Genomic DNA, 12,353 nt, shown 5'->3' with positions numbered 1-12,353 from the left:
GTGCCCCCGCACATCGTCGTCGCGCCGATGCTCGTCGCGCTCGGAACTATCCTCGCCGTGCTGGGGCTGCGGAGCGCTCGGACGGCCCAGCGAGCGGTGAGCGTCCTCGGCGGCGCGGTCTACGCCGCCGTCGTCGGTCTCCTGACGTGGCGGGTGATGCTGTCGCCGGCCGAGCCGACGCCGCTGGTCTACCAGATCGGCGGCTGGCCGGCCCCTTTCGGCATCACGCTCGTCGCCGACGCGCTGGCGGTCTTCATGCTCGTCATCGCCGCCGTCGTGACGCTAACGGCCGTCGCGTTCTCGGTGCGGTTTATCGACCGGCAGAACCAGCAGGTGTTCTATCACCCGCTCTTCCACTGTCTGCTGCTCGGCGTCACCGGGGCCTTCCTCACCGGCGACCTGTTCAACCTCTTCGTCTGGTTCGAGGTGATGCTGATGGCCAGCTACGTCTTCGTCGCCTTCTACGGCGAGGCGCCCCACACCGCCGCCGCGTTCCGCTACCTCGTCTTGAACGTCATCGGGAGCGCCGTGATGTTGCTCGCCATCGGCGGGCTCTACGCCACGACGGGGACGCTCAATATGGCCGACATGTCCCGGCGACTGGCCGCGCCGGCGGCCTACGGCATCGACGTGGCTCCCGTGGTCGGCCTCTCGGCGCTGCTGTTCGTGACGTTCGCGCTCAAGGCCGGGCTCGTCCCCTTCCAGTTCTGGGTCCCGGCGGCCTACCGGTCGGCCCCGCTCCCCATCGCGGCGATGCTGGCCGGCGTGACGAAGAAGGTCGGTGTCTACGCTATCGTCCGGCTCTACTTCGTCGTCTTCGCCGGGGCGTCGCTACCGACGGAGTTTGGCCCGATAAGCGGTCAGTCACCGCTGGCCTTCCTCGCCCCGGTCCTGTTCGCGATGGGCGCTGCGAGCATCGTCGTCGGCGGTTTTGGCGCGATCGGTCAGAGCCGCCTCGACGGCGTCTTCGCGTACTCGAGCGTCGGACAGGTCGGGTTCATCGTCCTGCCGGTGTCGTTCGCCGCGGCGGCCCAATCCGCCTCGTTCCGCCGGCTCGCGCTCGCCGCGGCGCTCGTCTACGCGCTCCACCACGCGCTGACGAAGTCGCTGCTGTTCCTCTCGACGGCGGCGATTCGCGGGGCGGCCGGGACGACGAACATCTCTCGCCTCGGCGGGCTGGCCGCGTTCTCGCCCGCGCTGGGCGGGATCTTCCTGATCGGCTGCGTCTCCATCATCGGCGTGCCGCCGATGACCGGCTTCTTCGGCAAGTTCCTCGTCTTCGAGGCCGCGGCCGCGCGGTACGCCGCGGCGCCCGGGTTAGTTCCCGCCGTCGCCGTCGTCACCCTGCTCGCGGGCGCGCTGTTTACCATCCTGTACGCCTCCCGCGCGTGGGTCAGGGGCTTCTGGGGCGAGCAGACGGAGGTGGTCGCGACCGCGACCCTCGACCGCGGACAGCTCTCGATACTGGCCGCGCTCGCGCTGATCGTCGTCGCCGTCGGCGTGGGCTTCGACCCGGTCTATCGGTTCGCCGGGGCCGCCGCGGAGGCGGCGCTGGACCGCGGCGCGTACGTCGACGCCGTCGCCCCCCGCGGAGGTGGCAGCCAGTGACCCGCCGCTGGCCGATCGCGGGCGTCGTCTTCGGGGTCCTCTGGGTGTTCGTCCGCGGGCCGAAGTTCACCGCGGCGGCGTTCCTCGGCCAGTTCCTCTTCGGCCTCGCCGTCGGCTTCCCGGTGGCGTTCGTCTTCCGACGGCTGTACGACGACACGTTCGAACTCCGTCGGACGGTCTCGACGCTCCCGGCCGTGGCGGGCTTCCTCGCCGTCTTCGCCCGGGAGGTCGTCGTCGCGAACGTCGACGTCGCCCGGCGGGTGATGCTGCCCGGGATGCCGCTGGAACCGGAGGTGATCCTGGTCCCGCTCCGCGTCGAGACGGACCTGGGTATCACGACCATCGCCAACAGCATCACCATCACGCCGGGGACCGTCACGCTGGACCACGACCCCGAGCAGAACGCGCTGTACGTCCACTCCATCCAAGGGAGCGACCTCGAATCGGTCGTCGAGCCGATACGGGCCTGGGAGCGGTACGCCCTCACCATCTTCGACGAGGAGCGCTCCCCGGAGGACCCCGCTCCGCCGATACGGAACACGCCCGAGGACGGGCCGCCAGAGCCCCAGCGCGCGCCGATGATGCCCGGCGGACTGCTGGGCGGGGACCAGGTACGCGTCGACGACGAGACGCCCGAGGACGAGGGGGCTCTGGAGTCAGGATCCAACGACGACGACGAAGGGGGGACCGACGATGGTCGCTGAGGAGACCATCGTGACGACGGCCGCGGACGTCGGCATCGTCCTCGTCAGCGCCCTCTGTATCCTCTGTAGCTACCGGGTCGTCAAGGGGCCGACCGTCCCCGACCGCGTCGTCGCGCTCGACGCCATCGCCACGAACGTCGTGGCGCTCGCGGTGCTGTTCGCGCTGAAGACCGACCGCGGCCTGTTCGTCACCGTCAGCCTCGTGCTGGCCATCATCGGGTTCCTCTCGACCATCACCGTCGCGAAGTTCGTCACCGAGGGTGACATCATCGAGCGACGGGAGGAGCAACAGTGACACGAGACCGTCTCCCCTCGATCGCACCGCTCGCCGAGCGTTCGCGACCGCTCGGCCGCACGAACCCCGCGCTGGCAGCGGGAGGTGAGCGACCGTGGTGACGCTCGCGCTCCTCCAGCAGTGGGTCGTCGTCGGGCTGATCGCCGTCGGCTGTTTCTTCCTGCTGGTCGGCACCGTCGGGCTCATCCGCCTCCCGAACGTCTACAACCGGATGCACGCCACGAGCAAGCCGACGACGCTGGGGACGGCCTCTATCTTCCTCGCCGGGTTCGTCCACTTCGGGCCCGGCGGTGCCGGCCTGCCGTCGCTCATCGGTATCGTCTTCCTCTTCCTGACGGTGCCGACCGGCGCGCACATGATCGCGCGCTCGGCCCAGCGCATCGGCGTCCCCTTCCTCGGGAGCGTCACCTGGCCGACCGAGGACGACGAGGAGTGACCGAAGAGCACGGATCGGAACCCCGCCGCCGCGCTACCCGGCACAACGCTCTTGCCGACCCCCCGTGACTAGCCGACTCATGACCGACTACGCCGACGCCGACTGGCTCCGCGAGCGCGTTCAGGCCGTCCTCGACTTCTACTACCCCGCGTGTATCGACGAGGAACATGGCGGTTTCGTCGCGCAACTGGACTACGAGACGGGCGAGGTGTACGACCCGGACAGCAAACACCTCGTGGCGACGGCGCGCTTCACGCGGAACTTCGCGCTGGCAAGCGAGCTGTTCGGCGACGACCGGTGGTTCGAAGCCGCCGAACGCGGCGTCGACTTCCTCCACAGCGAGTTCCGCGACGCCGAGCGCGGCGGCTATCACTGGCTCTTGGAGGGCACGACGCCCGTCGAGTCGCGGCGAATCTGTTACGGCCACGCGTTCGTCGTCCTCGCGTACGCTCGCGCGGCCGACGCGGGCGTGCCCAGGGCCGCCGACTATCTCGACGAGGTGTGGGAACTCCTCGACGACCGGTTCTACGAGGCCGATCACGGGCTCTACCGGAGCGCCTACGACGCCGACTGGACCGAGGCCGAACCCTACCGCGGACAGAACGCCAACATGCACGCCTGCGAGGCGTCGCTGGTCGCCCACGAGGTCACCGGCGAGGACCGCTACCTCGACCGCGCGGCGACCATCGCCGAGTCGCTGTGCGTCGACTTGGCCGCCGAAACTGACGGCCGCGTCTGGGAGCACTACGACGCCGACTGGACGCAGGACTTCGCGTACAACCGCGACGACCCGGCCCACCAGTTCCGGCCGTGGGGGTACCAGCCGGGCCACCACGCCGAGTGGGCGAAACTCCTCTCCGTGTTGGACCGCCACTACGACGCCGAGTGGCCGCGCGAGCGAGCCACCGAACTGTTCGAAACCGCCCTCGACGGCTGGGACGACGACCGCGGCGGCTTCTACTACTCGCTGGACGAGGACGGCGACCCGGTCGTCGACGACAAGTACAGTTGGGAGGTCGCCGAGGCCATCGGGGCCGCCGCGGCGCTCGCGGAGCGTACCGACGACGACAGCTATCGGGAGTGGTACGACCGCTTCTGGGAGTACGCTCTCGAGACGATGGTCGCGCCGGCGGGCAACTGGTACGAGCGCGTCGACGCCGACAACGCGGTGTACCCGACCGGCGACGGTCCGGAGGTCGAACCGGGCTATCACCCCATCGGAGCGTGTTACGAGGGCCTGCGCAGCCTCGGTGAGTGACTATCGTGGGCGGATAACTCACTGACCACCTCACCCCCTCGTTTCGCGGCCGCCCCATCTGCCGCCCCCGAGTTCTCTCTCACCGTCGACCACTTTCACCACCCTTTGCGAACCTTCTTAGGCGAGTGGGCGTTACCTCTGTGCACTCAGATGGCGACCGCCGAGAACACCGAACTCATCGACCGCTTCGAGGAGTTCTACCGTAACTACTACCGCAACGAGATCGGTGAACTCGCCCAGAAATACCCGAACGACCAGAAATCCCTCTACATCGACTGGCAGGACCTCTATCGGTTCGACCCGGACTTGGCCGATGACTACCGGACCAAGCCCGAACAGCTACAGGAGTACGCCGAGGAGGCGCTTCGCCTCTACGACCTCCCGGTCGACGTCTCGCTGGGGCAGGCCCACGTCCGCGTCCAGAACCTCCCCGAGTCCGAGGATATCCGCGAGCTCCGCCACGAACACCACGGCAACCTCATCGCCGTCCAGGGCATCGTCCGCAAGGCGACGGACGTGCGCCCGAAGGTCCTCACCGCCGCCTTCGAGTGCCAGCGCTGCGGGACGCTCACCCGCATCCCGCAGGCCGCCGGCGACTTCCAGGAACCCCACGAGTGTCAGGGCTGCGAGCGACAGGGTCCGTTCCGCCTGAACACCGACCAGTCGGAGTTCATCGACGCGCAGAAACTTCGAGTGCAGGAATCGCCCGAGGGACTGCGCGGCGGCGAGACGCCACAGTCTATCGACATAAACGTCGAAGACGACATCACCGGCGAAGTCACGGCCGGCGACCACGTCCGGGTCACCGGCGTCCTCAAACTCGACCAGCGGGGGTCGGACCAGGACAAGTCCCCGATGTTCGACATCTACATGGACGGCGTCAGCGTCGTCATCGAGGACGAGCAGTTCGAGGACATGGAGATATCCGACGCCGACAAGAAGGAGATCGTCGAACTCTCGAACGAGCCCGACATCTACGAGAAGATGGTCGGTGCCATCGCGCCTTCCATCTACGGCTACGAGAAGGAGAAACTCGCGATGATGCTCCAGCTCTTCTCGGGGGTCACCAAGGAGCTTCCTGACGGTTCGCGGATACGTGGGGACCTCCATATGTTGCTGATAGGCGACCCTGGGACCGGGAAGTGTGTCCACGGAGACACTCGTATCACGCTCGACGACGGCCGTGACGTGACTATTCGAGAGCTGGTCGAGTCGAACCTCGACAACCCGAAACCGGTCGACGACGGTGTGTGGGACTCGGTGGACTTCGAGGTTCCGTCACTGCAGGACGACGGGATGATTGCGACACAACAGGCGACGAAAGTCTGGAAGCGCGAAGCTCCGGATACGCTGTACCGGATACGGACCGCAAGGGGGCAGGAACTCGACGTGACACCATCACATCCGCTGTTCGTCCAATCTGATGGACGGTTCCAAGCGACGAAGGCCGAAAACCTGTCTGAGGACACTCACATTGCGACTCCCCGAGACGTACCGACCAGCGGCCGTGATGACCTCGACATCGAGTTCCGCAAATCGAAGGCACACAATCGAATCGACCTCGAACTCTTCGACGAGTGGACCCCTGATCTCGGTCGGCTTCTGGGGTACATAACTGCCGAAGGATACGTCGAACAGCGGGCAGATAATACTGGGTTCGTTTCGATAACGAACAACGACCGCGCGGTCCTCGAAGACGCGAAGGTAGTACTTGAGTCCGTTAATCTAAATGTCACCGAACGGGTACCACACGATGGCAAGAACGCCCGCGAGTTGCTCTGTTCGGCCGGCGAGTTCGTGAGTTTCCTCGCGTCACTCGACGAGACGTTACTCTACTCGTCCAGCGAGCGTCGTGTCCCGGCAGATATCATGGGCGCGAGCGATGCTGTCGTCGCTGGGTTCCTAAAGGGATACATCGAAGGAGAGGGTCACGTCTCTACGTCACAGCGAGAGATCGCCGTCGCGTCGATGAGTCGAGGGTTGCTCGAAGACGTACGATCCATGTTGCTCTCGTTGGGCGTCACATCACAGCTCAAGCCCCGAAACAACGGTAGTTACCGACTGCGGATTTCTGGAGACTCGTTCAGTCGTTACGTCGAACGTGTCGGCTTCGTTACGAGCCGAAAGCGCGAAGCGTGTGAACAGTACGACGGGACGAACGCGAACACGAATCTCGACGTAATCCCAGCTGTCGGAACCGATCTGCGACGGATACGCAAGGCTCTCGGCCTCACGCAGTCGGAATGTGGGATTCCGCGCTCGACGTATCAACATTACGAGCGCGGTCGGCGGAATCCGGGACGTGAAAGTCTCGCTGCAGTCGTCGACGCATTCCGAGCGCGACTCACCGAGATTGACGCTCCCTCAGAAGGAACTTTAGCGGCCACCGATGGCGGTGGTCTCGACGCACTGAGACGAGATATCGACGCGCTCGGCGCACTCGTTGAAGGCGATATCGGCTGGGACCGAATCGAGTCCATCGAACCGGTGGAACCTGACGAGGAGTGGGTGTACGACCTCGAAGTCGAAGGGACGCACAACTACATCTCGAACGGCGTCGTCTCGCACAATTCACAGATGCTATCGTATATTCGAGAGATAGCGCCGCGCTCGGTCTACACCTCCGGAAAGGGGTCGTCGAGCGCCGGTCTCACCGCGGCAGCGGTTCGCGACGACTTCGGCGACGGCCAGCAGTGGACGCTCGAAGCGGGGGCGCTCGTGCTGGCAGATCAGGGCATCGCGGCGGTCGACGAGCTAGATAAGATGTCGCCCGAGGATCGTTCGGCCATGCACGAAGCCCTCGAACAGCAACGCATCAGCGTCTCTAAAGCCGGAATCAACGCAACGCTCAAGAGTCGCTGTTCGCTGCTGGGTGCAGCCAACCCCAAGTACGGCCGCTTCGACCAGTACGAGCCCATCGGCGAGCAGATAGACCTAGAGCCGGCGCTCATTTCGCGGTTCGACCTCATCTTCACCGTCACCGACCAACCGAACGAGGAGGAGGACCGCAACCTCGCTCAGCACATCATCCAGACCAACTACGCGGGCGAGTTGAACACCCACCGGGTCCAGAACGCCACCTCGAACTTCTCCGAGGAGGAGGTCGATACGGTCACCGACGAAGTCGCACCGACCATCGAACCCGACCTCCTGCGGAAGTACATCGCCTACGCGAAGCGAAACTGTTTCCCGACGATGACCGAGGAAGCGAAATCGGTCATCGAGGACTTCTACGTCGACCTGCGGATGAAAGGGCAGGACGACGACGCGCCGGTGCCGGTAACCGCCCGGAAGCTCGAAGCGCTCGTCCGCCTCGCGGAGGCCTCGGCGCGCATTCGCCTCGCCGACACTGTCGAGGAGGAGGACGCCGACCGCGCGGTCGACATCGCCCACTACTGCCTGAAGGAGATCGGCGTGGATCCCGAGACCGGGGAGTTCGACGCCGACGTGGTCGAGACCGGCACCTCGAAGAGCCAGCGCGACCGCATCCAGAACATCCGGGGTATCATCGCCGACATCGAAGACGAGTACGACGAGGGCGCGCCCATCGACGTGGTCGTCGAACGCGCCGAAGAGGTCGGCATCGACGAGTCGAAAGCCGAACACGAGATCGAGAAGCTCAAGCAGAAAGGCGAGGTGTACGAACCGCGGACCGACCACCTCAGGACGACGTAGATGGACCGCATCTCCGCACTTCGGAACGTCGAGGACGCGCTCGCGACCTTCGAGGCCGGCGAGTGCTCGCTCTCGGACCTCGAAGCGACCGTTCGAGGCGTGTTGCGCACCTACGCGTCCGACTTCGAGGGCGACCTGCAGGCGTATCGAGCCAGCGGCGACGGCCCGGCCGACGGCGTCGTCGTCCTCGCCTCGTCCGGTCCCGACGCGCGAGAGCGAGTCGAGGCGCTCCTCGAGGACCCCGGCTCGTTCACCGTCGTTGCCGTCGAGTGAGGTGAAAGGCGCTTTCCACGCGGAGACGGAAGCCGGAAACCATGACCGAGCGCCCCGACTGGGTCGCCGCTGCGGCGACGACACTGGTGGCCGCGCCGTCTCTGAGCGGCGAAGACGGCGGTGGCGGGGTCTGTACGGCGTTTCTGGACCGGGCCGGCCCGAGCGCGACGAGTCTGTGGGTCACGTACACTCGGACGCCGTCGGCCTGCGTCGAGGCGTACCGAGAGACGTCACACTCGACGGGGGCGACCCCGACGCTCTCGGTCATCGCCGTGGGTGATACCGGGACCGACGCGGCCCTGTCTCGGGAGACCGTCACTGTCCAGACGGTGTCGACCCCCAGCGACCTGACGGGACTGGGCATCACGTTGAGTCAGTCGTTCTCGGCGCACGACGACGTGGTCGTCTGTTTCGACTCGCTGACGGCGCTGCTCCAGTACGTCGACTTACCGACGGTGTACGAGTTCCTCCACGCGGTCACGGGTCAGCTCGACGCCGCCGACGCCGGCGCGCACTTTCACGTCGATCCGACGGCACACGACCGACAGACGGTCGACGCGCTCGCGTCCCCGTTCGACGCCGTCGTCGAGTGCTGTGACGGGAACGTACGGTTCGAACGCGCGGACCGTTGCACGATTAGTTTGATAAATTTTATATAATCTTGACGGGTTTCCACGCTCGGTGCTACTGGTCGTAACCTACTCGCGGGGGGCTCGACGCGACCTGCGAAACGTCTGTCGGGCGCACGAGGGGTGCGTGGTCCGCCAACTCGGTCGAGCGGCGCTGCTGGAGTGGACGGAGTTCGGCGCGTTCCAGGCGCTCAGACTCCGCGAGAAGCACGGGCTCGACGTCCAACTGGAGCGGGTCGTGCCCTTCGAGCCGGCAGACGCACCCGAACGCGTCCGCGAAGCCGCGAGCGCCTACGAGTCGCGCGACCAGCCGTCGACGCCGTACGAGCGGTTCGCGTCGGGCCGGGACGTTCCCGACCCGGCGGCGATGCGGGGTGAGGACCTGTGAGGCTGACCGTCGGCGGGACCACGTACGAGGGCCGCGTCGTCGACCTCCGAACGAGGGCGGTCAGCGGCGCGGCCATCGCCGCGGCGGTTCGCGGGGAACGGTGTCTGCCCGTGATCTCCGCTCCTGGTCCGCCGACCGTCTACGACTACTGCGGGCACGTCTATCCGGAGATGGGGTTCCGAACGAAAACGGCGCTCGCGGCCGCCGCCCGGTCTCGCGGTATCGAGACGCGACACGACGGGGAGATCGCCGAGCTGCGAGAGCAACTGGCCTCGCTGGACTCCGAGGAACCGTCGCTACCGCCGGCCGACGACCCGGTGTCCGAATCGGCTATCGCGGCGCTTCGAGAGGACGCCGCGACGGCGCGCGGCCGACTGGACGCGCGAAAGACGCTGGGAGCGAACACCGACGATGCGCGGCGGTCCGTTCGGGAGACGACCGGCGCGCTCAGCGAACGGGAGACCGAGCGGACGGCCGCCGCTCAGAGCCGGGAACGGCGGCGGGACGTGGCACGCTCGTACCGCGACCGCCGCGCCGAGCGGCGGCGAGTGGCCGACCGGCTCGCCAATCGCCGGCGCGACGCCCGAGCGGCGCTCGTCGACCGGCTGCGAGGGCGGTTCGCCGCGGCGCTCGACGCGCTTCCCGGTTCGACGCCGACGGACCCGTTCGACGCGTCGCCGGTGCTCGCGGCGCTCTCGATACTCCGGGTCGCACGAACCGACGCTCCGGTGGTCCTCGAAGTCGACCGCTTCGAGCATCCCACGGCCGCGGCAGCGGCGCTCGACGCGCCGATTGTCCGGTGCTGAGATTTAAACCAGAACGCGGGACCACGTCGAAACATGGTCAGCTTCGACTGCACGACTATCCGCCACGACGGGGTGACGCTGGTCACCGCCAGACTGCGGGGGATCGACGAACCGACGCGCGTTCGGGTCCGGAACCGTCTCGACGGGCCGGTGTGGCCGCCGCGCCGACGGGGCACGCCCGAAGCGGGGTGGACCGACTCGGGGTTCGAGGCCGTCGTCGGGCCGGGGTCGCACGCGCTGGGCTACGCGACGCCCGCGTCGCCGGCCGATCCCGCGGCCGAACTCTGCGACGTGACGCCGGCTCCCGACGCCGTCCCGGTCGGCGACCGAACCGAAACCGCTGCCGACGTCGTACGCGAACTCGGCGACCCGTCGCCGCCGGCGGACGCCGTCCCGATCGACGCGGCGACGGACGAGCCGTCAGAAACCCGGTCGCGAGCACCGGCTCGATCACCGGAGTCGTCGGTTCGACTGCCCGACGAGATAGATTCCTGGCTCGTAGCGATGGCCCACCGCGTCGAACGCGCCGAGGCGCTGGCCGCCGCCGAGACGCTTCAGGAAGCGACGACTGCGGTCGGTGACGCGGGCGGGCTAGCCGGGGTCCGGACGCTCGCGGACGCGGCGGAACGCGACGAACGACGCCTCCGAGCGGTGGCCCGGCGCGCCGAGGCGCTCGCTGACCGTCGAGCGGCCGCCAGCGTTCCCGTCGAGACGCTGGCTCGTCTCGCATGATCCTGGCAGTCACCGGCGGCAAAGGCGGCGTCGGGAAGTCGACGGTCGCGTACAACCTCGCCGCGGAACTCCGCGGCGTCGTCGTGGACGGCGACCTCGCGATGGCCGACCTCCCGTCGAGTCGCGGCCCGGATCTCCACGACGTGCTCACGGGGCGGGCGACCCCGCACGAGGCCGTCCGGTCGGACGGCCCGGTGACGACGGTCCCCTGCGGTCGGACGCTCACGGGGGCGCGGGCGGCCGACCCGACGGCGCTCGCCGACGCGCTGACCGAATTAGATCGCGCGTACCGCTGGGTCGTCGTCGACTCGCCCGCGGGGCTCCGCGCCGACGTCGGGCTGCCGCTCGCCGTCGCCGACGCGGCGATCCTCGTCACCGCTCCCGGAGCCGCGGCGCTCGCGGACGCGCTGCGGGTCCGCGAACTCGCGCGGGAACTGGACGCGGGGCTCTGTCGCGTGGTTCTCAACAGATCGGGACCCGACCCGACGACCCGCGCAATCGCTTCCCGGTTCGGCGCGCCGGTCGTCCCGGTCCCCGAAAGCGAGGCCCTCGCCGCGGCACAGCGCCACGGCCACCCGGTCAGCGAGACGGCACCCGACTCCCCCGCGACCGCCGCCTTCGAGGCGCTCGCCGACGCGGTTCACTCCTGTAAGTCGGTGTAGGTCCCGCGCAGCGTCACCGGAGTCACGTCCGCGGCGTCGGCCGCTTCCGCTTGAGTCAGCTCGACGCCCCGTTCGCGGGCGGCGGTGTACAGACAGGCCGCGGCGACGCCGGCGGGGTTGCGACCGCCGACGATTTCGCGGTCGCGCGCCTCGTCGACTAGCTGTTCCGCGCGAGTGCGGACCGAATCGGGGAGTTCGAGCGTCGTGGCGAAACGGGGGACGTACTCGCGGGGGTCGATGGGCCCCGTCGGCAGCCCGAGGTCGCGGTTGAGCGCGTCGTAGGCCGCCCGGAGTTCGTTCGGGTCCGCGCGCGCGCGGCCCGACACAGCTCCTCGACGGTTCTGGCGACGCCTTCCGTCCGGCAGGTGGCGTACACCGCGGCGGCGGCGAACCCCTCCAGCGAGCGTCCCTGTAAGAGGTCGGCGTTCTGTGCGGACTCGAACAGCACGCAGGCTCGGTCGCGGATGGCCTTCGAGAGGCCGAGCGAGCCGACGATGCGGCGAATCTCGGTGAAGGCGTATATCTGATTCCGCTCGCGTTTCGAACTCACCTGCGCGCGCCGGTGCTCGCGGCGGAGCCGGGCGAACTGACGGCGCTTGCGCCCTTTGAGCCGCGTCGATCGGCCGATCTCCGTCGAGAGACCGCGGTCGTGGCGGGACCGTGTCAGCGGCGCGCCGGTGCGGGCGCGTTCGGTGTCGTCGTCCTCGAAGCTGCGCCACTCGGGGCCGCGGTCGATGGCGTCCTCGCCGACCACGAGTCCGCAGTGGGTACACACCGTCTCACAGCCGTCTTTTCGAAGCGATCCGTCACATTCGGGACAGCCTGTCGCCGTTGCGCTCATCGTACTTCGAGCTACGACCGGAGCGGGGGTTAAAAACCGATGCTGC

At 67.8% G+C, this 12,353-nt stretch carries 12 protein-coding genes and 1 pseudogene; 12 read left to right on the top strand and 1 reads right to left on the bottom strand.

Annotation, left to right across the window (positions count from 1 at the left end; genetic code table 11):
* From EGH23_RS13430 to EGH23_RS13375, 12 genes are all read left to right on the top strand, one after another.
* Entirely contained in the window at positions 1-1,608 is a 1,608-nt protein-coding gene (locus EGH23_RS13430; protein ID WP_328765972.1) for a complex I subunit 5 family protein, read from the top strand.
* Positions 1,605-2,312 (top strand): Na+/H+ antiporter subunit E, encoded by a 708-nt coding sequence (locus tag EGH23_RS13425; protein WP_220580496.1) that lies wholly within the window; start codon positions 1,605-1,607, stop codon positions 2,310-2,312. The genes EGH23_RS13430 and EGH23_RS13425 overlap by 4 nt, the downstream gene beginning before the upstream one ends.
* Positions 2,302-2,607, top strand: a complete 306-nt coding sequence (locus EGH23_RS13420) for an MrpF/PhaF family protein (RefSeq protein WP_220580495.1) — start codon at positions 2,302-2,304, stop codon at positions 2,605-2,607. The genes EGH23_RS13425 and EGH23_RS13420 overlap by 11 nt, the downstream gene beginning before the upstream one ends.
* A gap of 94 nt (positions 2,608-2,701) precedes the next feature.
* The gene (gene mnhG, locus EGH23_RS13415; protein ID WP_328765971.1) at positions 2,702-3,043 is read left to right on the top strand and encodes a monovalent cation/H(+) antiporter subunit G; all 342 of its coding nucleotides are present in this window, start codon (positions 2,702-2,704) and stop codon (positions 3,041-3,043) included.
* 79 nt (positions 3,044-3,122) lie between these two features.
* Complete coding sequence (locus EGH23_RS13410; RefSeq protein ID WP_220580494.1) at positions 3,123-4,301, top strand: AGE family epimerase/isomerase; 1,179 nt, start codon at positions 3,123-3,125, stop codon at positions 4,299-4,301.
* A 150-nt stretch (positions 4,302-4,451) separates the two neighbouring features.
* Positions 4,452-7,976 carry an LAGLIDADG family homing endonuclease gene (locus EGH23_RS13405; protein WP_220580493.1) on the top strand — a complete coding sequence of 1,175 codons (3,525 nt, stop codon included), beginning with the start codon at positions 4,452-4,454 and terminating at the stop codon, positions 7,974-7,976.
* Positions 7,977-8,249, top strand: coding sequence for a DUF7854 family protein (locus EGH23_RS13400; RefSeq protein WP_220580492.1), 273 nt, complete (start codon positions 7,977-7,979; stop codon positions 8,247-8,249).
* Positions 8,250-8,290: 41 nt separating this feature from the next.
* Positions 8,291-8,908, top strand: a complete 618-nt coding sequence (locus EGH23_RS13395) for a DUF7504 family protein (RefSeq protein WP_220580491.1) — start codon at positions 8,291-8,293, stop codon at positions 8,906-8,908.
* A 22-nt stretch (positions 8,909-8,930) separates the two neighbouring features.
* Positions 8,931-9,266 (top strand): DUF7855 family protein, encoded by a 336-nt coding sequence (locus EGH23_RS13390; RefSeq protein WP_220580490.1) that lies wholly within the window; start codon positions 8,931-8,933, stop codon positions 9,264-9,266.
* Complete coding sequence (locus tag EGH23_RS13385; RefSeq protein ID WP_220580489.1) at positions 9,263-10,072, top strand: DUF7856 family protein; 810 nt, start codon at positions 9,263-9,265, stop codon at positions 10,070-10,072. Before EGH23_RS13390 ends, EGH23_RS13385 begins: the two co-directional genes overlap by 4 nt.
* A gap of 33 nt (positions 10,073-10,105) precedes the next feature.
* Complete coding sequence (locus EGH23_RS13380) at positions 10,106-10,804, top strand: DUF7857 domain-containing protein (protein WP_220580488.1); 699 nt, start codon at positions 10,106-10,108, stop codon at positions 10,802-10,804.
* Positions 10,801-11,466, top strand: a complete 666-nt coding sequence (locus EGH23_RS13375) for a MinD/ParA family ATP-binding protein (RefSeq protein ID WP_220580487.1) — start codon at positions 10,801-10,803, stop codon at positions 11,464-11,466. Before EGH23_RS13380 ends, EGH23_RS13375 begins: the two co-directional genes overlap by 4 nt.
* On the opposite strand, the pseudogene EGH23_RS13370 reads toward EGH23_RS13375, so the two are convergent.
* Positions 11,445-12,307, bottom strand: a pseudogene (locus EGH23_RS13370) (transcription initiation factor IIB). The gene EGH23_RS13375 and the pseudogene EGH23_RS13370 sit on opposite strands and share 22 nt — an antisense overlap.
* Positions 12,308-12,353 lie beyond the last annotated feature (46 nt).

This window comes from Haloarcula nitratireducens (assembly GCF_019599505.1).
Note: the sequence above shows the minus strand (reverse complement) of the source record. Positions and strands in the feature narration are given on the sequence as shown.

Coding starts and splice junctions, on each gene's coding strand:
- EGH23_RS13380 (WP_220580488.1), top strand. CDS start 10,106: ATGGTCAGCTTCGACTGCACGACTATCCGCCACGACGGGGTGACGCTG.
- EGH23_RS13375 (WP_220580487.1), top strand. CDS start 10,801: ATGATCCTGGCAGTCACCGGCGGCAAAGGCGGCGTCGGGAAGTCGACG.
- EGH23_RS13410 (WP_220580494.1), top strand. CDS start 3,123: ATGACCGACTACGCCGACGCCGACTGGCTCCGCGAGCGCGTTCAGGCC.
- EGH23_RS13400 (WP_220580492.1), top strand. CDS start 7,977: ATGGACCGCATCTCCGCACTTCGGAACGTCGAGGACGCGCTCGCGACC.
- EGH23_RS13420 (WP_220580495.1), top strand. CDS start 2,302: ATGGTCGCTGAGGAGACCATCGTGACGACGGCCGCGGACGTCGGCATC.
- EGH23_RS13405 (WP_220580493.1), top strand. CDS start 4,452: ATGGCGACCGCCGAGAACACCGAACTCATCGACCGCTTCGAGGAGTTC.
- EGH23_RS13395 (WP_220580491.1), top strand. CDS start 8,291: ATGACCGAGCGCCCCGACTGGGTCGCCGCTGCGGCGACGACACTGGTG.